This window comes from Peribacillus huizhouensis (assembly GCF_014138605.1).
GTDB classification, from domain to species: domain Bacteria; phylum Bacillota; class Bacilli; order Bacillales; family DSM-1321; genus Peribacillus; species Peribacillus huizhouensis.
On record NZ_JACJHX010000001.1, the window covers coordinates 178,845 to 205,843 of the forward strand.

At 38.2% G+C, this 26,999-nt stretch carries 25 protein-coding genes; 1 reads left to right on the forward strand and 24 read right to left on the reverse strand.

What is annotated here, in order from left to right:
• Positions 1-6: 6 nt before the first annotated feature.
• The 14 genes from HNP81_RS00835 to HNP81_RS00900 all read right to left on the reverse strand — a co-directional run bounded on the left by HNP81_RS00835 (position 7) and on the right by HNP81_RS00900 (position 17,097).
• Positions 7-339: a putative DNA-binding protein gene (locus HNP81_RS00835; protein ID WP_028392881.1), complete on the reverse strand. Its 333-nt coding sequence runs from the start codon at positions 337-339 to the stop codon at positions 7-9.
• Positions 340-618: 279 nt separating this feature from the next.
• Positions 619-1,605 carry a signal recognition particle-docking protein FtsY gene (ftsY, locus tag HNP81_RS00840; RefSeq protein ID WP_028392882.1) on the reverse strand — a complete coding sequence of 329 codons (987 nt, stop codon included), beginning with the start codon at positions 1,603-1,605 and terminating at the stop codon, positions 619-621.
• Between the two features lie 68 nt (positions 1,606-1,673).
• The gene (gene smc, locus HNP81_RS00845) at positions 1,674-5,240 is read right to left on the reverse strand and encodes a chromosome segregation protein SMC (protein ID WP_182501277.1); all 3,567 of its coding nucleotides are present in this window, start codon (positions 5,238-5,240) and stop codon (positions 1,674-1,676) included.
• A gap of 51 nt (positions 5,241-5,291) precedes the next feature.
• Entirely contained in the window at positions 5,292-6,023 is a 732-nt protein-coding gene (gene rnc, locus HNP81_RS00850; RefSeq protein ID WP_028392884.1) for a ribonuclease III, read from the reverse strand.
• A gap of 691 nt (positions 6,024-6,714) precedes the next feature.
• A complete protein-coding gene (gene acpP / locus HNP81_RS00855) occupies positions 6,715-6,948 on the reverse strand; it encodes an acyl carrier protein (protein ID WP_028392885.1) in 234 nt (77 codons plus the stop codon).
• A gap of 106 nt (positions 6,949-7,054) precedes the next feature.
• A complete protein-coding gene (gene fabG / locus HNP81_RS00860; RefSeq protein WP_028392886.1) occupies positions 7,055-7,798 on the reverse strand; it encodes a 3-oxoacyl-[acyl-carrier-protein] reductase in 744 nt (247 codons plus the stop codon).
• Between the two features lies 1 nt (position 7,799).
• On the reverse strand, positions 7,800-8,741 hold the full coding sequence (fabD, locus tag HNP81_RS00865) for an ACP S-malonyltransferase (protein ID WP_028392887.1): 942 nt from the start codon (positions 8,739-8,741) through the stop codon (positions 7,800-7,802).
• Positions 8,742-8,768: 27 nt separating this feature from the next.
• Positions 8,769-9,746, reverse strand: a complete 978-nt coding sequence (plsX, locus tag HNP81_RS00870) for a phosphate acyltransferase PlsX (RefSeq protein ID WP_182501278.1) — start codon at positions 9,744-9,746, stop codon at positions 8,769-8,771.
• Positions 9,743-10,327 carry a transcription factor FapR gene (gene fapR / locus HNP81_RS00875; protein ID WP_028392889.1) on the reverse strand — a complete coding sequence of 195 codons (585 nt, stop codon included), beginning with the start codon at positions 10,325-10,327 and terminating at the stop codon, positions 9,743-9,745. The genes plsX and fapR overlap by 4 nt, the downstream gene beginning before the upstream one ends.
• A gap of 513 nt (positions 10,328-10,840) precedes the next feature.
• Positions 10,841-12,889, reverse strand: a complete 2,049-nt coding sequence (gene recG, locus HNP81_RS00880) for an ATP-dependent DNA helicase RecG (protein WP_028392890.1) — start codon at positions 12,887-12,889, stop codon at positions 10,841-10,843.
• Positions 12,886-13,770, reverse strand: a complete 885-nt coding sequence (sdaAA, locus tag HNP81_RS00885) for an L-serine ammonia-lyase, iron-sulfur-dependent, subunit alpha (RefSeq protein WP_028392891.1) — start codon at positions 13,768-13,770, stop codon at positions 12,886-12,888. Before sdaAA ends, recG begins: the two co-directional genes overlap by 4 nt.
• A gap of 236 nt (positions 13,771-14,006) precedes the next feature.
• A complete protein-coding gene (gene sdaAB, locus HNP81_RS00890; protein ID WP_028392892.1) occupies positions 14,007-14,669 on the reverse strand; it encodes an L-serine ammonia-lyase, iron-sulfur-dependent subunit beta in 663 nt (220 codons plus the stop codon).
• A gap of 370 nt (positions 14,670-15,039) precedes the next feature.
• A complete protein-coding gene (locus HNP81_RS00895) occupies positions 15,040-16,716 on the reverse strand; it encodes a fatty acid kinase ATP-binding subunit FakA (protein WP_182501279.1) in 1,677 nt (558 codons plus the stop codon).
• Between the two features lie 18 nt (positions 16,717-16,734).
• A complete protein-coding gene (locus HNP81_RS00900) occupies positions 16,735-17,097 on the reverse strand; it encodes an Asp23/Gls24 family envelope stress response protein (protein ID WP_028392894.1) in 363 nt (120 codons plus the stop codon).
• Positions 17,098-17,343: 246 nt separating this feature from the next.
• On the opposite strand from HNP81_RS00900, the gene rpmB reads away from it, so the two are divergent.
• Positions 17,344-17,532, forward strand: a complete 189-nt coding sequence (gene rpmB / locus HNP81_RS00905) for a 50S ribosomal protein L28 (protein WP_028392895.1) — start codon at positions 17,344-17,346, stop codon at positions 17,530-17,532.
• Positions 17,533-17,830: 298 nt separating this feature from the next.
• On the opposite strand, the gene spoVM is transcribed toward rpmB, so the two are convergent.
• The 10 genes from spoVM to def form a co-directional block, all read right to left on the reverse strand.
• Positions 17,831-17,911, reverse strand: a complete 81-nt coding sequence (gene spoVM, locus HNP81_RS00910; RefSeq protein WP_034302035.1) for a stage V sporulation protein SpoVM — start codon at positions 17,909-17,911, stop codon at positions 17,831-17,833.
• 117 nt (positions 17,912-18,028) lie between these two features.
• Positions 18,029-18,682, reverse strand: coding sequence for a thiamine diphosphokinase (locus HNP81_RS00915; RefSeq protein ID WP_182501280.1), 654 nt, complete (start codon positions 18,680-18,682; stop codon positions 18,029-18,031).
• Positions 18,683-18,790: 108 nt separating this feature from the next.
• Positions 18,791-19,435, reverse strand: coding sequence for a ribulose-phosphate 3-epimerase (gene rpe / locus HNP81_RS00920; protein WP_028392897.1), 645 nt, complete (start codon positions 19,433-19,435; stop codon positions 18,791-18,793).
• Positions 19,436-19,438: 3 nt separating this feature from the next.
• Positions 19,439-20,320: a ribosome small subunit-dependent GTPase A gene (gene rsgA, locus HNP81_RS00925; RefSeq protein ID WP_182501281.1), complete on the reverse strand. Its 882-nt coding sequence runs from the start codon at positions 20,318-20,320 to the stop codon at positions 19,439-19,441.
• Positions 20,321-20,343: 23 nt separating this feature from the next.
• The gene (gene pknB / locus HNP81_RS00930) at positions 20,344-22,353 is read right to left on the reverse strand and encodes a Stk1 family PASTA domain-containing Ser/Thr kinase (protein ID WP_312859636.1); all 2,010 of its coding nucleotides are present in this window, start codon (positions 22,351-22,353) and stop codon (positions 20,344-20,346) included.
• Complete coding sequence (locus HNP81_RS00935) at positions 22,350-23,102, reverse strand: Stp1/IreP family PP2C-type Ser/Thr phosphatase (protein ID WP_182501283.1); 753 nt, start codon at positions 23,100-23,102, stop codon at positions 22,350-22,352. Before HNP81_RS00935 ends, pknB begins: the two co-directional genes overlap by 4 nt.
• A gap of 9 nt (positions 23,103-23,111) precedes the next feature.
• Complete coding sequence (rlmN, locus tag HNP81_RS00940) at positions 23,112-24,206, reverse strand: dual-specificity RNA methyltransferase RlmN (protein ID WP_028392901.1); 1,095 nt, start codon at positions 24,204-24,206, stop codon at positions 23,112-23,114.
• Positions 24,206-25,555 (reverse strand): 16S rRNA (cytosine(967)-C(5))-methyltransferase RsmB, encoded by a 1,350-nt coding sequence (gene rsmB, locus HNP81_RS00945; RefSeq protein WP_182501284.1) that lies wholly within the window; start codon positions 25,553-25,555, stop codon positions 24,206-24,208. The genes rlmN and rsmB overlap by 1 nt, the downstream gene beginning before the upstream one ends.
• Position 25,556: 1 nt before the next feature.
• Entirely contained in the window at positions 25,557-26,504 is a 948-nt protein-coding gene (gene fmt / locus HNP81_RS00950) for a methionyl-tRNA formyltransferase (RefSeq protein WP_028392903.1), read from the reverse strand.
• Complete coding sequence (def, locus tag HNP81_RS00955; protein ID WP_028392904.1) at positions 26,504-26,986, reverse strand: peptide deformylase; 483 nt, start codon at positions 26,984-26,986, stop codon at positions 26,504-26,506. Before def ends, fmt begins: the two co-directional genes overlap by 1 nt.
• Positions 26,987-26,999: the final 13 nt, after the last annotated feature.

A 26,999-nucleotide genomic window follows, 5' to 3' on the forward strand; every position in this document is an offset into this window, starting at 1 on the left:
CGCCTCCTAATCTAATTTCTCAAGCTCGGAAATCGCTGTTATAAGGGTTTCATGAGACAGCGAACCTTCATTCGCCATCTTTTTCACCTTGGAAATCCATTCATTACGCTCTTGAAATTTTTGGAATAGCAATAATTTCGCTTCATATTCCTCTAGCATTGCTTCAGTTCGTTTTATATTGTCATAGACTGCCTGCCTGCTTACCTCATATTCTTCAGCAATCTCGCCTAGAGAGTAATCATCCAGATAGTAGAGGGACATATAGCTCTGTTGTTTTTCAGTTAACAATGTTTGATAGAAATCATACAGATAATTAATACGCATTGTTTTCTCGAGCATAAGTGAACCCCCTGTCTGTTAAGTGAAAACCCTTTACAAGTATATAGTTTACTTGCTTATGGTTCAGATGTCAAGCTGAAACCTTTACACATTCCTTTTTCCACATTCTTTGTATGAAGAACATGAGGACGGGGCTTCGCCGACTTGTTAATATAGACAATCTATTTATCAGATATCCTGATTTATTGAGAAAGCATCTAAAATTCCGGCTCCGCACCGCCGCTATCAGGATCGATCCTTCACACTTTTTGCCAATCTGCAGATTACCTAAGTAACATTCTAGCCTTCTTGCTCGATTAAATCAGAGAAAAGACCATACACATATTTTTCAGCATCGAATTCCTGTAAATCATCCATCTTTTCTCCAAGACCAACGAATTTAACGGGAATTTTCAGTTCATTGCGAATGGCTAGAACGATGCCTCCTTTTGCAGTCCCGTCAAGTTTTGTTAATACAATTCCAGAAACATTGGTAGCTTCTTTGAATGTTTTTGCTTGAATTAACGCATTTTGTCCGGTTGTAGCATCTAAAGCGAGCAGTACTTCATGAGGTGCCCCTGGTATTTCTCTTTCAATCACACGCTTTACTTTTTCTAATTCTTTCATCAAGTTCACTTTGTTTTGCAGTCGTCCAGCTGTATCACATATTAGTATATCAGCTTTCCTCGCCTTAGCAGATTGTACAGCATCATACATCACAGCAGCAGGGTCAGATCCTTCGCCTTGCTTAATGACTTCAACTCCTACACGCTCGCCCCATACTTCCAGCTGCTCAATTGCCCCAGCACGGAATGTATCTCCAGCAGCAAGCAAGACCGTTTTACCTTCAGACTTAAATTTATGAGCAAGCTTTCCAATTGTCGTCGTTTTCCCGACACCATTTACACCAACAAATAATATAACAGTAAGGGCGTCTTTTTGCATATTTAATGCAGATGAACCATTATCATCGCTGTTATAAATTTCAACTAGCTTCTCAGAAATGACCACCTGTACTTCTTTAGTATCTGAAATATTGCGACGCTTCACTTCCATTTTAAGTTCGTCTATTAGTTCCATCACCGTTTCAAAACCAACGTCAGCACCGATGAGAATTTCTTCCAGTTCTTCAAAAAACTCTTCATCCACTTTTCGATAACGAGCAACAAGATCATTCACTTTTCCAGCAAATGAATCTCTCGTCTTCGTTAAACCCTCTTTAAATTTCTCTGAAACTGTGTCAGTTTGTGTTGTAAATTTTTCTTTAAGTTTTTTAAAAAAACTCATCTAATCACTTCCTCTATTGATATAAAATGAAACTCCCATCAGTGGAGGTTTTGCTGCAGAATATACTTCTAGGCCTTCACTAACTCCTTCGTTTCTTCCATTCGAACAGATACAAGTTTGGAAACACCTGATTCTTGCATCGTAATTCCATACAGCACATCTGAGGATTCCATCGTTCCTTTTCGATGCGTGATCACAATAAATTGTGTCTCTTCACTAAACTTTTTTAAAAAATGGCTGAATCGAAGTACATTCGCTTCATCAAGGGCGGCTTCAACTTCATCGAGAATACAAAAAGGTACTGGACGAACTTTTAAAATTGAAAACAACAAAGCTATTGCAGTCAATGCTCTTTCTCCACCAGAAAGCAATGCAAGGTTTTGCAGTTTTTTCCCTGGAGGCTGCGCAATAATTTCTACGCCTGTTTGTAGAAGATCACTCGAATCCGTCAACCGCAGCTCAGCTCTGCCTCCACCAAACAGCGCTTTAAATACTGTTTCGAATTGATTTTGAATCGCATAAAAGGTCTCTGCAAAACGCCGCTTCATTTCATCATCCATTTCATCAATCACTTGGAAAAGAGTGTCTTTAGCTGTATGAAGGTCTTCTTTCTGCTCTAAGAGGAAATGGTATCGTTCGGAAACCCTATCATATTCCTCAATTGCTCCAAGATTGACCGTCCCAAGTTCGTCCAATGCAAGTTTTATTAATTTTACCTTTTTCCTCGCTTCATCTGCCTCAATCGTTAATGGATACTGTTCCTTCGCTCCTTCGTAGGAGAGTAAATATTCTTCACGTAAATGAATAAGTCGATTCTCAAGTTCAACGTCCAATCGATTAAGTAGAACTTCTTCATCCTTCACTGCCTCAGCAATTCCTTTATGAACTCTCTTCAGTTCCTTACTCTCATATTCATAATCGTCTAGTTGTGATTGTAAATCAACTCTTTCTTTACGTTTCTGCGCAATGAGTTTTATTGCTTCATTTTTATCAAAAAGCTTATCCTGGGCAGCTGTTTCTAGTATTTCTTCACCACTTGAACTATCTGTCATCTCATTCGTTAATAGAGATAAGTCTTCTTGATAATCTGTAACCGTACGGGTTACTTCCATAAGTGTATTAGTAATCCGGGTAAATTTTTCAGATTGATTTTGAAGTTGCTCACGCTTTGAAGCAAGCTGTACTTTTATCTCATTTGTTTCTTCAATTAGTGTTTCTTTTGACATTTGCTGAGACTGCTTTTGCTTACTTAAGGTTGCAATTTCTTCATCCAATTTATTAATTTCTTTCAAACAACGATTTAATAATTCATTAACTTCTTGAATTCGAGCTGACTTCTGACGAGATTCATCTAAAATAGCCTGCTTGTCCAAGTCATATAAATGCAATCGTTCATTAATATTTCGTTCCTGCAATTCTATTTCACGGATTTCACTTTTACATACTTGTTCTTTTAAACGGAGCTTTTCCCCTGCTTTGCGAATTTCTTCAATTTTTTCTTCTTCTACAGAAATATCTTGCTTAAGCTGTTTAACCTGCCGCTCAAGTAAAGCTGTCTTTTCTTCCATTGCCAAAAGCTTCTCAGTTAGTTCATCAAGCTCGTTTTTTCTTGATAATAGGGATGATTGTTTTTGTTTCACAGCACCTCCCGTCATTGAACCACCAGGATTGACGATATCTCCTTCAAGTGTGACGAACCGGTATTTATAAGAAGTAAGCTTCGCGAGTTCATTTGCACCTTTAAGTTCACTTGTAATAATAACGGTGCCGAGCAGGTTAGCAACAATATTCAAGTACTTTTTATCGTATTGAACTAGACTTTCAGCCGTCCCGATAAATGAAGGATGATTGCTCAATAACTGAAGCTGTGAAGACGAGAGCTCTCGCGGTTTGATGACCGATAAAGGCAGAAATGTCGCTCTGCCGAATCCATTTCGCTTCAAATAGTTGATTGCTTGTCTTGCATCATTTTCAGTATCCATGACGATATATTGCATAGAAGCCCCAAGTGCCGTTTCTATGGCTTGCTGATATTCTTTAGGCACTTTGATTAACTCAGCTACCGCCCCTTCTACCCCTTGCAATGTATCATTCTTCGCTTTTAATACTTCTTTAACACCTTGGAAAAACCCAGCATAATCATCTTGCATTTCTTCTAACATATCTTTACGGGACTTCGATTGCTGAAGGAATTGGTAAGCCTGATATAGAAGCTTTTCTTGTTTTTGATAAGATGCTTTAATTGAATCAAGCTTTTTTTGCTCTTCTCTAAAAGAAAAAACATGTTGTTCAATTTGCTGCGTCACTTCATTGAAGGCATTGAGACTGATTACTTTCTTCTTTTCAACTTCTTCACGTTCACTGAGAAATTTAGCGTTTTCCTCGTCAAGACGTGTATTTCTTGTCGTCTGCTGATTAAGTTGCTGCTGTAAGTGCTGTAATTCATTTCTTGCAGCCGCTTGCTTATTCAACCATTCAATATAATCGCTTTTCAAAGTTTCAATTGTTTCCTCGAGATTTGCGCTAAAAAGTCCAAGTGTTTTTTGATTTTCACTAAGCTCTCTCTGAAGTTGTTTAACCTCACCTTCTAAAGTCGCTAATATTTTACCTTCACAATCCTTTTCAACCTTTAAAGCGATAATGTTACTCTCACCATCTTTAATGAATTTCTCAAGTTGGTGTTTGTTTTGTGAAGCATTTTTTTTACGTTCTTTTAAAACCTCTTTACGACCTTCAAGCTTTTCAAGCTCCTCACTTGCTTTTAGCAATACTGCCTGAAGGTCATTAACTGACCCGTCAAGTGCAGAAATATAATCTCGAATACTTTCTACTTCTGCTTCTTTTTTCTGAAGTGATGTTAGCAATTCTTGCTCCTGAGTGCTGTGTTGCTCTAACTCTTGAGATAGATTACTCCATTTTTCATGAAGCGTTTCTATTTCATGAACAGTTAAAGCGACTTCAATTTGTTTAAGGTCTGCTTTTTTTTCTAAAAATTCTTTTGCAAGGGAAGATTGAATCTTTAATGGTTCTACCTGCCCTTCCAGTTCAGCGAGAATATCCTGTACTCGTGTCAAGTTTTCCTGCGTTTCAAATAACTTATGTTCTGCCTTCTTCTTTCTAGATTTATACTTTAAAACACCAGCAGCTTCTTCAAAGATCACTCTTCTTTCTTCTGCTTTACTGCTCAGAATCTTTTCTACTTTCCCTTGGCTGATGATAGAGAATGCTTCCTTGCCAAGACCAGAATCCATAAATAAGTCTATAATGTCTTTAAGACGGCAAGATTGATTATTTATTAAAAAGTCACTTTCACCTGAACGATACACTCTTCTAGTTACACTGACTTCATAAAAGTCAATCGGAAGTGTATTGTTTTCGTTATCTAATGTTAATGTGACTTCAGCGAAATTAAGTCCCTTTCTTGAATCACTTCCAGAAAAAATCACATCTTCCATTTTCGCGCCTCTTAGTGATTTTGCAGACTGTTCACCCAATACCCAACGAACAGCGTCAATAATATTACTTTTTCCGCTGCCATTGGGACCGACAATCGCAGTTACTCCAGGTACAAAATCAACAGAAACCCTTTCTGCAAAGGATTTAAATCCCACAACGTCCAATCGTTTGAGGAACATACTTTCTCCCCCTCTTTTCAACTCTACTTGTTGAATCATTCATTTTGTTTATTACTTCGTTTCTCTAAGAGTTGATAGTGCAATCTGTGCAGCACGTTGTTCTGCTTCTTTTTTTGACTTACCGCTTCCAATCCCGAGCTCTTCATTATTTAAAGACACTTTTGAAACAAATTCCCGATTATGGGCTGGTCCTTTTTCATGCATAATTTGATACTCGAGTACTCCAATCCCATCTCGTTGCACGAGCTCCTGCAATTGGCTCTTATAATCCATCACATGAGAAAAAGCACCCTCATTAATTTTAGGAAACACTACTTGTTCCAAAAACTGAACGACTTTTTCCAGTCCTTGGTCTAAATATAAAGCACCGATAAATGCTTCGAACACATCAGCAAGTAAAGCAGGACGCTGTCTTCCACCTGTCATTTCTTCCCCTTTTCCAAGCAAAATCAATTTACCGAATGATATATCATTGGCAAATGAAACAAGTGAAGGCTCACAAACGATTGCCGCTCTTAACTTCGTAAGTTCCCCTTCACTCATCATCGGATATTTATTGAATAAGTATTTGGATACTGTTAATTCAAGTACCGCGTCTCCTAAAAATTCAAGCCTTTCATTATCTTCATAGGGCTTCCGGCGATGCTCATTCACATAAGATGAATGGGTAAAAGCTTGCTTCAACAATTTTTCATCATTAAAAAGAAAGCCTGTGCTTTCTTGAAATTGTTTAAACATCGAATCTTTCATTACTGACTTTCGCTTATTTCCATTGTTTCTCATCTAAAAAAACCCTCCACTAACAACTCAATAATCCTAGCTAAATAAGAAAAGCTAAAAGCATCTTTACCGATCCCGTTTAGAAAAAGATGAGCAATTTATATAGAGACTATTTTCTCTCGATATATCTTGTTTTGCTTTTTACCTATATGGGTTAGGCTGCTGCTTTCGCTAGATGTAGATAGACTAATTAAATTATCCACAAAACAATTTTGTATACTTTCCTATACAATTAAGGGAATCCTACCAATTAATTCTCCCTTATTCAGACTCAGAATGGATTCAGTAGTATAAATAAAGTGAAACTTGACAAACTCGCACCAAGCCTATTCTGTATTATATCATAAGAAAAACGCATACGCCCATTCTATTAGGGATATCACAGCCAAAATTAAATGATGTTTTCTCGTACTAAAAATTATTCAGAAACGCTTGTTAAACACATACTATTAGTATGTAGCATAGGAATATGCGTACAATACGATTTCGTTTTTTTTTAAGAAAGCAGTACACAGCTGTAATTAGATTTCTTTTTTAGCATAAAGTGAAACTCAATCAGAGGGGATTTAACTGCCTGTAATACGGGATAAAGAAAAAGATCAGATTCCCCATTCATTATGAAACTTCAAAATGAATGGTTTATGGAATCTGATCCTTCGCTGACTACTTAGTCAGTCTCTCCGAGATTAATTCATTACATTGTGCTCTTTATGTAATTCACAGCATCTCCTACTGTTGTAAGTTTTTCTGCATCATCGTCTGAAATTTCCATGCCGAACTCGTCTTCAAGTTCCATAACTAGTTCTACTACATCAAGGGAATCCGCACCAAGATCTTCTTTGAATGAAGCTTCTAATTTAACTTCAGCTTCTTCAACATTTAATCGGTCTACTACGATTTTCGTTACGCGTTCTAATACGTCTGCCACTGCATTCACCTCCCCTCAAGCCATTATAGTGTTTTTTTTCAAAAGCGCAAGAACATTTACAAAAAAAATGCTAATGCTTTTATTATCGTATAAGAGAAAATTCTCTTTACATGACCATACCACCATCAACATGGAGTGTTTGTCCTGTCATGTAAGAACTAGCATCCGAGGCTAGAAAAGTTACAACACCGGCAATATCTTTTGGATCACCGAAGCGGGATAACGGAATTTGCGAAAGCATTGCACCTTGTACTTCTTCAGTAAGTGATTCAGTCATGTCCGTGGAGATGAATCCAGGTGCAACTGCATTAACTGTAATTCCTCTTGAAGCAAGCTCTTTCGCTGCCGTTTTCGTTAATCCAATCACGCCCGCTTTAGCAGCAACATAATTCGCCTGTCCAGCGTTTCCACTAACACCCACAATAGAAGCAATATTAATAATTCTACCACTGCGCTGTTTCATCATTGGACGAGTAACAGCTTTTGTGCAAAGGAACACACCTTTTAAATTGGTATTAATTACATCATCCCATTCAGTTTCTTTCATTCTCATTAACAAATTATCTCTAGTAATTCCAGCATTATTCACCATGATATCAATGCGTGGAAATTTTTCGGTTACGCTTTTTATCATTGCTGTCACAGAATCAGAGTTTGCCACATCACATTGAATGGCAAATGCCTCTCGACCTAACAATTTAATTTCTTCCACCACTTCATTCGCTTTCGCTTCACTTCCAGCATAGTTTACAGCAACATTTGCACCTTGTCGGGCTAGCTCAAGCGCGATTTCCTTGCCAATGCCACGCGAAGCACCTGTTACTAGTGCGTATTTTCCTTCTAATTGCATGTTATTCCCCCCTCAAAGCTTCTACAGTTTTATCTAAACTCTCGGAATCATAGACAGAATAAATCGTAACAGATCGATCGATTTTCTTAATCAGCCCACTTAAGACCTTTCCTGGCCCTACTTCGATAAATGTATCCACACCTAAAGAAAGCAATGTTTTCACACTATCTTCCCATAGAACTGGAGAGTATAATTGCTCAATTAATTTTTCTTTAATGTCATTTGCTGCGGTTACTGGTTGTGCAGTTACATTAGAGATGACAGGAACTTTAGCTTCACGAACGTCAATTTCGTCCAATACAGATTGAAGTTTAGAAGCAGCTGGCTCCATAAGCACTGAGTGGAAAGGACCACTTACATCAAGTGAAATAGCACGCTTAGCTCCTTGTTCTTTCGCATCTTTCCCTGCTTGTTCTACCCCTGTTGCGCTTCCTGAAATAACGATCTGACCAGGACAATTAATATTCGCTAATTGAACTGGTTCTCCATTTTTTGTAACAGAATCTGTAATGTCCGCTAATGTTTCACGGTCCATCCCTAAAATCGCAGCCATTGCTCCTTGACCGTTCGGAACCGCTTCTTCCATAAATTCTCCACGCTTACTTACTGTATGTACGGCATCTTTAAAGTCGATTGCCTGACTAGCAACTAAAGCAGAATATTCTCCTAAACTATGTCCTGCTGTGTAATCAGGAGAGATCCCTTCACCCTTCAATGCTTCAAACAATGCATAACTCACTGTCAAAATAGCGGGTTGTGCATGATAAGTTAATGTAAGCTTTTCTTGTGGGCCATTGAAAATAAGATCTGATAATGAGTAGTCAAGTGTTGTATCAGCAGAATGAAAAATTTGTTGTACTTTTTCATTTTGTTCATACATATCTTTCCCCATTCCAACGATTTGTGATCCTTGACCTGGAAAAACAAAAGCAATTTTCCCCATAGCTTTCTCTCCCTACATGTATTATTTTCATTCGATTGCAGTCTTAATCGTTGTTACCATTTCATTAGAAACCATAATTCTTGTCTGCCTTACTGCATTATAGATAGCATTCGCATCTGATGATCCATGCGCCTTAATGACAGGTGCGTTTAATCCAAATAAAGCTGCTCCACCATATTCAGAGTAATCCATTTGATTTTTGATTTCCTTTAGCTCTGGCTTCAGTATAGCTGCTGCCAACTTACTTTTCATATTGCTCATTAATGCACTCTTTAACATCTTAAATACACTCATAGCTGTCCCTTCAATGGATTTGAGTACGATGTTACCAGTAAACCCATCAGTAACAACAACATCTGCAGGACCTTCAAGCAAGTCTCTAGCTTCAACATTTCCAACAAAGTTAATATTAGCTTCTTTTAAGAGTGTAAAAGCTTGTTTTGTTAATTCATTACCTTTTTTCTCTTCGGTACCAATATTAAGTAGGCCAACACGAGGGTTCTGTATCCCCCTAGCTTTCGCAGCATAGATCGAACCCATAATAGCATATTGGACAAGATGTTCCGGTTTGGCATCTGCATTCGCACCGACATCAAGCAAGACAAATCCTTTACCATCGATGGTTGGCAATGTCGGTGAAAGTGCCGGCCGCTCTATACCTGGAATTCGACCGACAACGAACAGCCCTGTTGCCATTAAAGCACCTGTATTCCCCGCAGAGATACATGCATCCGCTAATCCATCTGCTACCTGCTGGGCTGCTAATACCATCGATGCCGTCTTTTTCCTTCGTACTGCACGTACAGGCTCATCTGTACTTAGAATTATTTCATCTGTATGTATGATTGTGATTCGTTCTTTATTTGTCAAATGAGCGTTGATTTGAGTTTCATCGCCAACAAAAACAATCTCGACATCCGGAAATGCTTCAATAGCCTTCATCGCACCGAGAACCGTTTCTTTCGGCCCATGATCTCCACCCATTACATCCATAGCTATCTTCATCGTTTTTCATCCTTTTCTAGCTGACATGATCGGAACATCTCGAACTCTCCCTTAAAAACCAGTTCATTCCCTACAAAACTACTTACTTCAACGAGAGAACGATCTGCTAAATGATCAGTCTTTTGCACCTTCGCCTTTGCAATAACTCTTTCATTTTCCTTTACTGAACGGGTAAACAAGATAGATGCTTTCGCTGTTAAAGCCAATTCGTCATTAATAACAGCAACAGCTAAAGAGTTTGCCTGAGCAAATAAATGATGTCCCCTTGCTATCCCGTTGCGTTGGAAAACATGTTCTTTTTTTATATCTAAAATTGAAATGGCTTGTTGATCTAAATGTATATCAATTACTTCACCAATGACTTCTTCCAACGGCAAAGCCCGTACTTCATCAGTTAATGTTTGCTCCGCTACATTTTTAATGCGCTCGCGAAGCTCAGGTATTGATAATTCAAGTCGGTCCAAACGTATAGTTTGTACGCTAACCGAAAATTTATTAGCCAGCTCCTCATCTGTAACAAAAGGATTTTCCTTTATCGTTTCGACTAACAACTGCTGGCGTTCCTTCTTATTTCTTCGCATATTGAAGGTCACCATCCATAGTATTATGACTAGGTACTAATAGTAGTATATAGATAATAAAAGCAGATTGCAAGAACAAAAGCGAAGACGAACAAGATATATGGAGAGTGGTTTTCTCTCCATATATCTTGTTTAATTTTTGACCCCGAGGGGTTAGGCGCTGGAGCTGGATGTGGCCAGACAAATTAAATTAACCACTTAAATAATTTCGTATAGTTTCCTAATCAAGAACAAAAGCGAAAGCAGATTGATCACCCTAAAATCTAGATAAGCCAAGCAAAGCTGTAAGAGGAATAGTCTTCTCCCCATCAGATTGCTTGGCTTACGGCCTTGAGGAGTTAAGTTGCCTGAATTGGACATCAAAACTCGATTTGAAATCATATACCCTATTCTACTGTACTGTCACCACTTGAGATACAAAAAAAACAAGTTATGTTACATAACCGTAACCTACGTGCGTAAATGCAAGGAAAAACACTAACACTTTTTGAAATCATGCATCTTAAAAGTCTCTCAATCTAGCTTCTCACCATTTAATACTCCAGTTTCTTCAAGACTATTTCTAAGGGATTCGTATTGCGGTTCATTCCAGAAGCTTACTGATGCAATTAATCGAGCCGCATCATCTCTCGCTACCTCAAGAGTACGATAATCATGAACCATATCAGCTACTTTAAAATCAGGTAATCCACTTTGTTTCTTTCCAAAAAAATCACCAGGACCACGTAATTCCAAATCTTTTTCTGATAGAACGAAGCCATCGTTTGTTTCCGTCATAATCTTCATCCGCTCTTTACCATTTTCTGATTTAGGATCTGCAAGCAGGATACAATACGACTGATCACTTCCCCTTCCAACACGGCCCCTCAATTGATGTAATTGGGCAAGTCCAAACCGTTCAGCGTCATAAATAACCATAACCGTAGCATTTGGAACATTCACACCAACCTCAACAACAGTTGTGGAGATAAGAATTTGGGTTTCATTTTCACTAAATTGTTTCATAACAGTTTCTTTCTCATCAGCTGGCAAGCGACCATGCATTAGGCCAACATGATATCGCCCCTCATAGTAGTGTGTGAGCATCGCATGTACATCTAGTACGTTTTGTAAATCTAGCTTTTCAGACTCTTCAATAAGCGGACAAATAACGTATGCTTGACGTCCTTTTCGCAATTCTTTTTCTATAAAACTTAATATTCGGTCGAGCATATCATGTTTTGCCCAATACGTTTCAATTACTTTTCTGCCTGCTGGCATTTCATCGATTGTAGAAACGTCCATTTCTCCAAAAACGGTAATCGCCAATGTTCGCGGAATCGGCGTTGCAGTCATGAAGAGTACATCAGGACTTTCTCCTTTTTCTCGAAGAATTCTCCTCTGCTGTACTCCAAAGCGATGCTGCTCATCGGTTATCACTAATCCTAAGTTGCAAAAATTCACTTCTTCTTGAATGAGGGCATGGGTACCAATTAGAATATCTATTTCTCCTTTTTCTAGGGCAAAAAGAAGCTCACGCCGTCTTTTCCCCTTGACCGAACTTGTAAGAAGGTCAACCGAAATTCCTACCGGTTCAAGCATAGTCTTTAAGGAATGAGCATGCTGTTCCGCCAATATTTCTGTAGGAACCATTAGCGCACCTTGATACCCTGCGGTAACAGAAGAAAAAAGTGCGATTGCAGCTACAACGGTTTTTCCTGAACCTACGTCTCCTTGAAGCAGACGATTCATTCGATAAGGAGATGTCATGTCTGAAGAAATTTCATTTACAACACGTTTTTGGGCGTCCGTTAGCGGAAATGGCAAAGACTCGATGAACATATTGACCTTATTTTCATCGTACTTTTGTTCGATCCCAAGTGATTGTTCTCTTTGCACTTTGCGCATTGCTTGCATTTTTAGCTGAAATAATAAAAATTCCTCATAAACAAATCGTCTTCTAGCTTGTTTGAGAGCTTGTTCATCTTTAGGGTAATGCATGGAATGAAGCGCACTCGGACGATCCATTAACTTATATCGGGTTAGCAATGAATCTGGCAAGTTTTCTGCAAGCATCGCTCGATATTGTTCAAAAGCATTTGTAATATATCTGCGAATTCCTTTGACTGATATACTTCCACGTACCGAGTAAACGGGTTCAAACTCTTTTTCCATCCTATGTGGACCGAAATGACATTCGTTCCCAGTTATCATTTGGCGATGACGATCCCATTTACCGGTCACAGTAATCACATCATTTATGTTCATTTTACTTTTTAAATACGGCTGATTAAAAAAAATAACCGTGATTAAATATCGACCGGTTAATAATTTTATCATAAGCCTCGACTTTTTCTTCCCGTAGTACGTGAGAGATGGTTGACTATGAAGCTTTCCTTCGACTGTAACCCGTTCGTCATGCTCTGTCGTTTCTAAATCTTTTAATCGATAATCCTCGTATCTATACGGTAAAAATTCAAGTAGGTCCAAAACAGAAACTATAGCCATTTCTTCAAGTGCCATTGCTGTTTCATTTCCAATTCCTTTAATGGCGGTAACAGGATCTAATACTGACAGATTCACTCTTGTGTTAGCGGCATACCAAAGATTTTAGCAGCTAAAGCTCGACCAGTTGGTGTATCCGCCAATCCTCCTTCACCCGTTTCTCTCAGTGCAGACGGCATCGATTGGCCAATTTTGAACATCGCACTAATTACTTCATCACAAGGGATTCGACTTTTAATGCCAGCTAGAGCCATATCAGCCGCTACCATAGCATTTGCAGCTCCCATTGCATTTCGTTTTACACATGGTACTTCCACGAGCCCCGCCACTGGATCGCAAACTAGTCCCAACATATTTTTCAGTGTAATCGCCATCGCTTCCGCACATTGCGCTGGCGTGCCTCCTGCCATTTCCACAATCGCCGCGGCTGCCATCCCTGCAGCTGACCCTACTTCAGCCTGACACCCACCAGCAGCACCCGATATGGACGCATTATTAGCTACTACAAACCCAAAAGCACCTGAAGTGAAAAGAAACTCAATTTTTTGTTCATGGCTTGGTTTTAATTTTTTTTGTACAGCAAATAATGTACCTGGAACAACTCCTGCGGACCCCGCAGTCGGTGTTGCACATATCGTTCCCATTGCGGCGTTCACTTCGTTCGTCGCAACCGCTTTGCTTACTGCATCAAGCAATACTTCACCAGAAAGAAAATTTCCTTTTTTTATATATTCCTGCATCAGAACAGCGTCGCCACCTGTTAATCCTGAGACCGATTTAACCCCTTCTAGACCCCTTTCTACCGCTTTCTCCATAACTTCAAGATTCGTTTCCATTTGTTTCATAATTTGTTCACGTGTTCTTCCGGTTATTTCAATTTCTTGTTCAATCATGATTGTAGAAATTTTTTTTTGTTGAGTTTCAGCCATTTCTACCAATTCCGCAACGTTTCGAAACATATAACATCCTCCTTATAAAGTGATACTTCAAACAGTGGGGGCTTCAACCACCACTTGCGCCTCTTCGATACCTCTAAGCCTATAAGGTGGACGCTTACTTCCGGTTAATGCAGGAAATAAGTGAATAGGTTTCCGTTAATCAGCACCATACACTTGCCATCATAACTTCTTTTTAAAATATCTTATATTTTTTATTTCCTGCTTTAATCTTTAGGTTTTGTGAGTTCTCGAGATTGTTAATCAACAATTCTCGCCACTTGCGTAATATAAGGTAGTCCTTCAATTTCCGTTATAACAGCGTCATCGATATTCTGATCTACTTCAATGACCATTAAAGCCATCTTACCTTTTTCCTTGCGTGACACTTCCATATGACCTATATTCATTTCGTGTTTAGAAAGAATATTAGCCACGTTAGCAATTGCACCAAAACGGTCATCATGCACAACTAAAATAGCAGGATGGTGACCAGATAATCGCAGTTTGAATCCATTTAGTTCAGTAATTTCAATCTTTCCGCCACCAATAGAAATACCAACTAATTCCAATTCACCTTTAGAGTCACCAATCACTAATTTTGCCGTGTTTGGATGATCAGGTACCGCTTCTTCTTCATGAAAAGAAATTTTCATTTTTTTTAAAGCTGCTAAATTTAATGATTGTTTAATACGTTCATCAAATGTATCAAAATCTAGCAAACCACCAACAAGCGCAACATCTGTTCCATGTCCCTTATAGGTCTTTGCAAATGATCCATATAAATAAATTTCAGCCCACTCTGGTTCACGTCCGAAGAGATTTCGTGCAACTCGTCCAATCCTTGCTGCACCAGCGGTATGTGAACTTGAAGGTCCTATCATCACTGGACCGATAATGTCAAATACGCTTTTATACTTCATCGATTACTCTCCTTAGATTTCAGATTCTTTATCAGCCATACCTTTTACTATTTTATTAATAAATGAAGAACAAGTTCCAATTAAGGGCATCTTCCAATGTAAGAATATTACTAACCAAAAATCACTCAAAAAAATTTTTTGAGTAAATAGGCATGTTAATGTTTTTAAAGATAAAAAAGACTGCAATACCGAGTAGGCATGCAGCTTTATTTTGACATTTAATCTTCTAATCAGCAAGTGAAAAGATTGGGATAAAGTGAAACTTCAATCAGCGAGGGGTTTTATTCTTCCCCAACTGATTAACTGTATCTCACCCTTCGAAGATTCCAGTATGATAAACCGGAATAAGTCATAGTCATTTATTAAAAAATTATTCAATCGAGAAGATGAAAGAATAGAGCGGCTGATTTCCACTATGAACTTCAATTTCGACATCAGTAAAGGTTTCATCACAGAATTCTATCAAATGGTCTACTTCGTCTTGTGTTACATCTTCTCCAAACAGGATCGTTACAATTTCAGCATCCTCATCGATCATGTTAGTCAAAAGATCTTTAGAAGTTTGAAGCTTTTCATTGCTCTTTGTTATTATCTTACCTTCTGATAATCCCATGAAGTCCCCTTTTTCAATTTCCAATCCATCAATATTCGTATCACGGACTGCATAAGTAATCTGGCCAGTTTTGACATGAGATAAGGCGTCTCCCATAGCAATAGCGTTCTCATTAATGTCGTTAGATGGATTGAACGCTAAGAGGGCTGACATCCCTTGAGGAACCGTTTTAGAAGGTACAACAACTACATAATCTCCAAGTAATTCAGCAGCTTGTTGTGCAGCCATAATAATGTTCTTGTTATTCGGAAGGATGATGATTCTTTCTGCATTTGCGTCCTCACAAGCCTTAACAATATCCTGAGTGCTTGGATTCATCGTTTGTCCACCTTCAATAACAACTGTCGCACCAATACTTTTAAATAATTCGCTAATACCTGAACCCATGGATATTGAAACAATACCATACTTTTCTTTAGCTTTTGGTCTCGATACAATATTTAAAGTACTACTTGTTTCACCAACTATAGCTGTATGTTGCTCACGCATATTCTCGATTTTCAATTTAATTAAACTACCGTATTGCTGACCATAATTCAAGCAGTCTCCAGGAGACTCTGAATGAATATGTACCTTAACCACTTCATCATCCGAAATTACTAATAAGGAATCACCAAATTGACTTAAATCATTTCGGAAGGTTTCTTCTACAAATGGTTTTTTTTCAGTTTTGGCATCTTCAAGCCTCACCATGAACTCAGTACAATAACCATATACAATATCCTCGGTATTGATGTGACTTTGGACATTCATATGGTGCTCGGCATTAACCAGTTCCTCCATCGATGGCAGGTGGTCAAGTGCATCAGGAAGATCTTCACCTTTCAATTCTGCTAAAAAACCTTCATACACAAGAACTAGTCCTTGTCCACCACTGTCTACTACCCCGACTTCTTTTAACACTGGTAACAAGTCTGGGGTGCGATTCAAAGAAGCTTTTGCTTCCTTAACAATTTCCTCCATCACTAATATGAGGTCTTCATGTTTTGCTGCTGACGTCATCGCTTGTTTTGCAGCGTCTTTTGCAACGGTAAGAATGGTCCCTTCTACAGGTTTCATTACTGCTTTGTATGCCGTTTCAACTCCAGCTTCAAATGCTTGTGCAAATTCAGAGCTATTTATTTCAGAGTTCATTTCAATTGCTTTAGAAAATCCTCTGAATAATTGAGATAGGATAACACCTGAATTGCCACGTGCCCCCATCAACAATCCTTTTGAAAGCGCAGCTCCAACTTTCCCAATATGGGCTTGTACATGATTTTGTACTTCCTTCGCACCAGAAGTCATTGATAAATTCATATTGGTTCCCGTATCTCCATCAGGAACAGGAAACACATTTAACGCATCGACTATTTTAGCATTCGCTGCGAGATTATTGGCACCTTGAATGATCATTTCGGCAAAACGTTTTCCATCTAAGCTTGTTATTGACACAAAAACTTCCTCCTCGATTTAAGGGTTCGTTACGCGAACTCCCTGTACAAAAATATTAACTGAATCTGCAGCTAATCCGACCGTTTTGTCCAGGGTGTACTTTACCTTTGATTGTACATTGTGCGCAACTTCAGAAATCTTTGTTCCATAGCTTACAATGATAAACATATCAATGTGGACTTCATCATTCTCTTGGCGTACAATCACACCTTTAGTGAAGTTCTCACGACGTAAGATCTCCGTTATGCCATCTTTCAATTGTTTCTTCGAAGCCATTCCTACTATGCCATAACAATCTACTGCAGCGCCGCCTGCCACCGTAGCAATTACATCGTTAGAAATATCAATGTGCCCAAATTTCGTTTTTAATTCAATTGACATATACGTTTCCCTCCCAAAATCTTATTAGCTATAAACATTTTACTATAATGGCAAATGTTTTAAAAGTAATTGTCATGCTGTGGAAGGTAAACCAAATGGTCCATCTTGTATGTCAAGGTATTTTTCTTGAAAGTAATGAACAGAAGTATTGCATTCTCCAGATAGGTGTGATAAATTATTAAGGTATTTCATAAGAATTAAGATACTATGAAAACCTAAGCATTAGTAGTTAGGAGGGAATTTAATATGGCACGTCAATGTGTAATCACTGGTAGAAAAACTCGATCTGGTAATAAACGCTCACACGCAATGAATGCTAATAAACGTACATGGGGGGCTAACCTTCAAAAAGTACGTATTTTAGTTGACGGTAAACCTAAACGTGTATACGTTTCTGCAAGAGCCCTTAAATCTGGTAAAGTAGAACGCGTATAATGTTAACGGCATCCTTTCAGGGGATGCCTTTTTATTTTGTCAACGCAATCCAAATCATGTATGACTTAGCTTAGACACCTCCTGCGAGTACGTTTTTTCATATATAGGAGAGGTTTTCGAAAACAATTCATTAATCTTAACTAGAAACAAAACTTATATTATATAAACGATATTTTTCTAGAGCATAGAAAATTGTATCTTAATTAAAATCAACTAATTTCACATATCAAAAAAGAAGGAGTGCCTCAAAACAAAGGGTCAGACCCTTATAAGACACCCTCTATCATTATATTTATCTTCAACCTTTCTTAAAGGCTCCAAGCATCGCTTTTACCAAGCCGCCTAAGACTTTTGGTAGCTTAATTGTATAAAATTTCATAATGCCCCTCCTCGTATACATCTGCACTTACATTCAGAAACATCACAAATTGCCAGTTATTATTTCATTAGCGGATATCGGTAAAAAATAATCCGTTTATCCTGCCAAGCATGATGATTAATCACTGCTTCTTATCACCATTAATATGCCATCAGTAAATGAAAAATTCCCATATTCAGAAATTAGTTCATTGCTTATGCATAGGGTTGAACCAACAGGTAAAGCATGATTGGTCAGCGGATATTTAAACCCTTCTAATGTAATTCCTTTCACTTCCTTTAACATTGGTAGAAAAGAAACATACCTTTTATCATTCAAAGTTTCTATAGTATATGTACCAGGTGTCTTGAAGGAAATCAAATTCTGCTTATCTACGATAAAAATGTTCAGATTATTTTTTTGCTCGAGGATTGGCGTTTTAAGCAGAAGTTGAAGATTGCCGATAAAATGATCTATTCTTCCTCCTGTTGCACCAAATACATATATTTCTTCTGGCTGTTTTGAGAGCGCCCAAGTTAAAGCAATTTCCAAATCGGTTTCGTCTTTCTCTGTCGGATATACTTCCAAATGATTCAATGTTTCCTTGATTTCTGCAAGCTCTGCTTCTGTAACAGAATCAAAATCTCCAAACGCTGCATCAGGGACAATATCATGATGCAGCAGCGTATAAACACCTCGATCAACCCCCACCCAAATGCTTGTTTTCTCTCGATATACGTTCAAATTCGGTAGTAGATCTACCGGTCCACCCGCTACAATACTAATAATCATTTGCCATGCCTCCATTTTAGAACAAAAAAACCGCTCCATCTTTGAATGGATCAGAAAAGGACTCCCCCCTTCCCGATACATCCGTTAAAGGAGTCGGTTTTTTCATTATTACCCGCGAAGTTTTTTTATTGCCAAAGCTCGATCACTTTGATTATAAATAGCTGATCCTGCTACTAAAACAGTTGCGCCATGCTCAATACATAATTTCGCTGTTTCTTCATTTACTCCTCCGTCAACTTCAATTTCAAGCTCGGGATTTAATGCATTTGCCATTTCCTTCACTTCGCTAATCTTAGGGAGTACTGCATGAATGAATTTTTGTCCGCCAAAACCAGGATTCACCGTCATCAAAAGAACAAGATCTATGTCTTCAATAATGTGTTTTATCGTTGAAACAGGAGTGGCTGGATTAAGCACTACACCTGCTTTCACACCAAAAGATTTGATTAATTGGATTGTTCTGTGTAGATGTGGACAAGCCTCAACGTGAACGGTGATATAATCCGCTCCTGCTTTTGCAAAAGCCTCCACATATCGATCAGGCTCCTCAATCATTAAATGAACGTCAAGTGGCAATTTAGTTACTGGGCGAATTGCGTCAACAATTAGCGGTCCTATAGTAATGTTTGGGACAAAATGGCCATCCATCACGTCAACGTGAATATAATCCGCTCCTCCTCTTTCGACATCCTTAATTTCTTCACCTAACTTTGCAAAATTTGCTGAAAGAATCGATGGTGCAATTTTAATCATTAGTTAATACCTCGGCTTTCTATCTTTTATTTCCTCTAATATTTGAAGATAATGTTTATATCGGTAGCTCGGAATTTCTTCTTGTGCAACTGCTTCCTTCACTGCACATTTAGGTTCTTGGTCATGCAAACAACCTCGAAACTTACATCTTTCACCTGCTTGATAAATTTCTGGAAAACAATAAGCTAACCGTTCTACTTCAATGTCCATAAATTCTAGTGAACTAAAACCAGGAGTATCAGCAACGAGACCTGAGCCTACATGAATAAGCTCCACATGGCGTGTAGTATGCTTCCCCCGTCCTAAATGGCTGGATATATCATTTGTCTCTAATGACAGTTCTGGCTTAATTGTGTTTAATAAAGAAGACTTTCCAACTCCAGATTGTCCTGCAAAAACACTTGTTTTTCCTGCTAAATGCGGGAGCAGCACTTCAATCCCATCACTTGTAATACTTGAAGTTTTAATTACGGTATAGCCAATGTCTTGATAATCTTTCATGTATTGATCCAACCTTGCTCTATCGGCTTCTTTGACGAGATCAATTTTGCTGATAATAATGATTGGTTCAATTTCATTATCTTCGATTGCAACTAGAAACCGGTCTAGCAAGGTTGTACTAAAATCTGGCTCCACTGCCGAAAAAACAAGAATCGCCTGATCTATATTGGCAATTGGAGGCCTTACTAATTCATTCTTGCGGTCTTTAATTTCTATGACATATCCATCAGTAGGATTCTCAGCTTGATACACGACTGAATCGCCAACTAGCGGAGTGATTTTATTTTTTCGAAAAACCCCTCGACCACGGCACTGAATGACTTCCTCTCCATCCAACACATAGTAAAAACCGCTCAGTGCTTTAATGATCTTTCCTTCTGGCATAGACTCACTCCTTTAATATTTCATTACTCTTTCGGATATTCCACTTTTTCATCCAGAATTACTTTACCGTCTCTGACGACTTTATATCCGGCTTTTTTATTATGTTGAACGGTAAACTCTAATGTTCGATACGCCTCAGAAATGATAAAAAATGGTGGTTCGTATGTTTCAGTCATACTATGATTCATATCTTCAATAAAAATCTGCACTTCTTGCGGTTGTCCCTCTTCTTCGGGCTCATACGGTATTGTAATGTTTACATTCACTTGCTTTGGAGGAATTTCTTCCTTTCCTTTTGATAACACAACATTGACTTGGCTTCCTTTTTTTATTTTCGTATAAGGAGCTGGATCTTGAGAAATGACAAGACCTTCACCAATTGTGTCGTGATATTCTTCTCTTACTACCTTAATCGTAATTCCCGCATCAATCTCATATTCATTTAACCCTGTTTGATTAAATTCTGTAAGATTCTTTAAAGACAATTCATCAGGCCCTTTACTAACTGTCAATTCAAGAACATTGTCAGACGGAACAAGCTCCATTTCCGAAGATAGATTTTGATCTATAATCGTACCTGGTGCACTTTCATCAAAAACTTGGTTGATAATTATATCCTTAAAACCAATTCCTGCAATTAATGATTGAATATCATCATAGATTCTGTTTGTATAGTCGGCAATAACAATCTTCTTTTTGCCGCTACTTACATACATTTTAATTTCTTTTCCTTCTTTTACAATCTGTCCTTCTTGCGGGTCAATACGAATGACATTTCCTTCCGGCACCACTTCGTCGTCCAACAAAATAGGATTCGTTACAACAAGACCATGTTCTTCAAGTTTGGCATTAGCATCATCCGCTTTTTCTCCACGTACATCAGGGATTATTACATCTTTCGGGCCCACTAGACTTGGATAAGCATATATCACTCCAGCAGTTACAGCCAGTAAAATGAAGATAGTAGAAAATAAAATAAGCGGCCATTTTTTTCGTTTCTTTTTATTTTGCTTAACTTTATTAACTTTTTTATTCCCTTTTTTCGGTTCATCTTGTTCTTCTTCTCGATAAACTGCCGTAATTTTTTCAGGCCCACGAATTATCGTTTCATCTATCCCGGACATATTATCATTCGTAATAATTGGAATAGCCTTCGTCGCGTCCATATCCTCAGGAATCACAAACGGAGTTTCGTTCTTCCGTTCAGGATTTAATGCAGATTTGATATCTTCTTCCATTTCATCAACTGTTTCATAGCGATAATAAGAATCCTTGGCAGTCGCTTTAAGAATAATATTCTCGACACTTTGTGGAATAGACGGATTCCAACGTTTTGGAGAAGGTGTTTCTGATTGAAGATGTTTCAGAGCAATTGAAACAGCCGATTCCCCTGAAAAAGGAAGTCTTCCAGTCAATAGTTCAAACATTACAATTCCAAGCGAATAAATATCTGATTTATTATTGGCCATGCCACCCCTAGCCTGCTCAGGAGATAGATAATGAACGGAGCCAAGTACTGCATTTGTTTGTGTAATATTGGTTGCACTTAGGGCAAGGGCAATGCCGAAATCAGTAATCTTTACATTCCCATGATCATCAATCAAGATATTTTGCGGCTTTATATCTCGATGTATAATCCCGTTATGATGCGCTTGAGAGATCGCAGACGTAATTTGTTTAAGAATGTCCAAAGCTTTCTCAATTGGAACTGGGTAAAACTTTTGTATGTATTGTTTAAGGGTTAGGCCCTTCACATATTCCATTACAATATAATAAATATCATCTTCTTCGCCTACGTCATAAATGCTGACGATGTTAGGATGTGTAAGACTTGTTGCAGATTGTGCCTCACGATTAAAGCGCTTGATAAATTCTTCATCATTATTAAAATCCATGCGGAGAATCTTAAGCGCTACTTCTCGTTCAAGAATCATATCTTGAGCCAAATATACATTGGCCATCCCACCGCCGCCGATCATTTCTAATAACTTATAGCGGCCGTTAATTCGCTTACCGATTAACAAAACGCTCACCTACTTTCACTATTATCAAAAAATCGAAGTAGGGCAAGGGTGATATTATCTTCTCCGCCATATTCATTCGCCATTGCAATGAAAGAGTCGGCTTTTATAGCTAAATCATCTGAATTCGTAATGATGGTGATCATTTCTTGTTCACTAACTTTATTCGATAAGCCATCAGAGCATAGTAAGAGTACATCATCTTCTTCAAAGATAATTGTGAAAATGTCCATTTCAACATTGATTTCAGTACCTAGAGCACGAAGTAAGACATTTTTACGGGGATGATTCTCAGCGTCTTCTTTAGAAATTTGCCCGCTTCTTACGAGCTCATTTACTAAAGAATGATCTTCAGTCACTTGTTTAAAACCAGATTCATTGTACAAATAACAGCGGCTATCACCAATATTGGCAATCGTCGAAAATCTATTCGTGCAAATTGCAGCTACAACAGTAGTCCCCATCCCTTGACATTCTGAATTTTCCTCAGAATATTCGAACAGTCGTCGATTGATTTCCTTTATTTTCTGTTGAAGCCATGATTCCGCTTCATTAGGCGTTAACATCGGACCTGATTCTTCTTCCCACTGCTTTTGCATATACTCAACGGTCATTTGACTTGCTACATCACCAGCACGGTGTCCGCCCATGCCATCAGCTACAATGGCAAGGCGCACTCCATGAGGATTAAGAAAGATTCCGCCATTATCTTCATTATGCTGGCGGACTTTCCCCTGATTTGTTAAAAAGATGTCATTCATCAGATTCTGTCACCTCGTCTCTTCTTTGCGCTCCTTAGCACGAAGCTGGCCGCAAGCTGCATCGATATCATGACCCTGTTCTCTACGAATCGTGACATTGACGCCTCGTTTCTTTAACGTTTTTTCGAATTCAAAAATCTGCTCACGAGGTGTTCTAACATAGTTGCGTTCTGGTACATAGTTTACTGGAATCAAGTTTACATGACACTTTATTCCTTTAATTAAATCTGCCAATTCTTCAGCATGCTCGACTTGGTCATTTTCACCGCCGAATAAGCCGTATTCAAAACTAACCCTTCTGCCCGTTTTTTCGGTATAGTACTTGATCGCTTCTATAAGATCTGGTAATTTATAGGCACGGTTGATTGGCATTAATTTACTTCTTAGCTCAGAATTCGGGGCATGCAAAGAAAGAGCGAAATTAATTTGCAATTCTTCATCCGCAAATTTATAAATTTTTGGAATAATCCCACTTGTTGACACTGTAATATGACGCGCTCCAATGTTTAAGCCTTTATCGTGATTAATATTTTTCAAAAAGCTCATCATTTCATCGTAGTTATCAAATGGTTCACCAATCCCCATAATAACGACTGAACTAACTCGTTGGTCCATTTCATCAAGTGCTTGTTGTACTTTTACGACTTGAGCAACAATTTCTCCTGCTTCTAAATTTCTTTTTAAACCTCCAAGCGTTGAGGCACAGAAAGTACAACCGATACGACAACCAACTTGAGTGGTTACACATACAGAATTCCCATATTCATGGCGCATAAGCACGGTTTCAATCGAATATCCATCATGCAATTCAAACAAAAATTTCATCGTATTACCGTCAATAGAGTTTTGTTGAACGATTGTCTTCAACGTTGTGATCGTAAAATTAGTATTAAGTTTATCACGAAGTTGTTTAGATATATTAGACATATCTTCAAAACTTGTTATCCGCTTTTTATACAACCATTCAAAAAGTTGCTCCGCACGGAAAGCTTTTTCACCATTTTCTGTTAACCACTGTTTTAATTCGTTAAGCTCCAATGAATAAATAGATGGCTTTTCTGGTTTCTTTACTGTTTTTCTTCTTGTTGTTACCGTTTCTGCCATTACAGCACCTTCTTTCTAAAACTAGCAATGAAAAATCCATCACTGCCGAAATCCTGTGGAAATACTTGCAATTTATTATCGACGACGAGCGGCTGAACGCTTTCTGGCATTCTGTCTTTTAACGTCAAATCTCTCTCAAAGTCTGGGTGTTTTTCTAAAAAAAGATTGGCTACTAAATCATTCTCTTCTTGATCGACTGTACATGTACTATAGATGAGGTTGCCACCCTTTTTTACAAGTGGTGCAGCAGCAATTAAAAGTTGATTTTGGATACTTGAAAGTTTTATTATATCATCTTTTGTTTTCGTATACTTCACATCTGGTTTTCTCCGCATTACTCCTAAACCAGAGCAAGGAGCATCTACCAGTACTTTGTCAAAACCCTCTTTATTAAATAGTTCCTGAACGTTTCTGCTATCAGATACTTCTGTTTTAATATTTCTTAGTCCCAACCTTTGAGCTTGCTCTTTAATGAGTTTGACTTTGTGTTCATGAAGATCAATTGCCACTACTTGCCCGGTAGTTAACCCTTCTGCAATATGCGTCGTTTTTCCGCCAGGAGCTGCACAACAATCAAGTACTATATCATTTCCAGATGCGTCCAATGCATGAGCAACTAGCATTGAACTTTCATCTTGAATGGAGAGAAAGCCCATTTTATAGCTTTCTGAATGTGCAAGATTTCCTTTTAAGCAGTAAATGGCTTCTTCAAGAATTGGGCTTTTTTCTACATAATAGCCTTCTTCCGTCAGCATGCTAACTAATTCACTTCTAGAGATTTTCTTAACATTTACTCTCGCTGATTGAACAGGTGCAGTTAAATTTGTTTCACACATGTCAGCTGTTTTTTCAAAACCGAATTGTTCAATCCATCTCCTTACAAGCCAACTTGGATGACTCGTTTCAATGGCTAGGCGCAAAGCTCTGTCTTCAATTTCTTCAAGTGATCGTAGGCCTTTTCTCTGTACATTCCGTAGAATCCCATTCACCATTGATGTAATGCCTTTATGCCCTCGTTTTTTTGCAATTTCAACCGCTTCATAAATAATCGCATGATCGGGTATCTTATCAAGATAAACCATTTGATAAACCGATAAACGCAACAAGTTTATTACCCAGCTAAGCGTCTTTTTTTCATTTTTGATAAAAGGCTGCAAATAATAATCGAGCGTCATTTTTCTTTGAATCGTTCCGTATGTGATTTCTGTTAGCAAACCGCTATCAGCCGATGATAATTGATGTTTGTTAATCATTGAGTTTAACAGCAAGTTGCTATATGCTTGATTCTTTTCAACGGATTCAAGGACATCTAGTGCAATATCCCTTACACCCTTTTTCGTTTGTTTCATTTTATTCTCCTAACTTTAAGCCAACCCTAATAAATGAGCCCGCTCCGCGTAAATAATCTTTTGCAGACATTTTTTTCTTGCCAGCAGGTTGAAGCTCAATAATTAAAATAGCAGTCGTATTCCCGGTACCAACAACAATACCCTCTTCAAGAACATCTATCACTACACCTGGCTGAGCCGGGGTTGTAAGCTGTATTTTTTTTGTCTTCCATACTTTAAGTGTTTCACCATTTAATAGCGTGTAAGCGACTGGCCAAGGATTTAAGCCGCGAACATGATTATATATGTCTTCACCATTTTTGTCCCAGTCAATCTTTTCCTGTTCTCGTTTAATATTAGGTGCAAATGTTGCTTCTGCATCATTTTGCTTAACAGGGGTTATTTCATTATTAAATAGTTTAGGTATAGTATCAGCAAGTAAGTCAGAACCTACTTTACTTAATTTTTCATGTAAAGTTCCAACATTATCTTCTTCTTCAATCTTAATTTCTGCTTGGGTTAAAATATCTCCAGCATCTAGTTTCTCAGCCATATACATAATGGTAATTCCGGTTTTTTCTTTTCCTTGTAAAATGGAATAATGGATCGGTGCTCCGCCTCGTAATTCTGGTAAAAGGGAAGCGTGGACATTGATACAGCCATATTCAGGAGCTTCTAACAATTTATTCGGAAGAATTTGGCCAAAAGCGGCTGTGATAATTAAATCCGGTTTTAATGCAAGGATTTCTTCTAATGACTCTTCATTGCGGATTTTTTCAGGCTGATAAACAGGGATTCCTTGTTTCACTGCTTCTATCTTCACAGGTGGAGGAGTCATTACTTTTTTTCTTCCTACTGGTCGGTCTGGCTGGGTAACAACAGCAATTACATCATAACCTTCTTTAATTACCCGCTGCAGCACAGGAACGGAGAAATCCGGTGTTCCCATAAAAATAATTTTTTTCGTCATTACGCTTCCTCCTTTTCCAGTTCCTCTTCCGTTAGATAACGGCTGACTTTAGTTGTAAAGAGCACACCGTGTAAATGGTCGATTTCATGGAGAATTGCTCGAGCAAGAAAGTCTTTAGCTTCTAATTCGTAAAAACCACCTTTACGATTTTGAGCTCTGATTTTCACTTTATATGGACGTTCAACTTCTCCATATAAATCCGGAAAACTTAAACATCCTTCAGGACCCGTTTGGTTTCCATCGACCTCTAAAATAACTGGATTAATCATTTCTATTGTTCCGTGATGATCGTCAATATCAACAACGGCAATTTGTTTCTTCACACCGATTTGCGGAGCGGCTAGACCTACCCCATCCGCTTCAATCATTGTGTCATACATATTTGTTAACAGCTTAGCCAATTTTTTATCAAAATCTGTTACTTTTTCACATTCTTGTTCTAAAATTTCATTTGGATACAAAACAATCGGTAAAATAGTCAAAACTTATAATTCC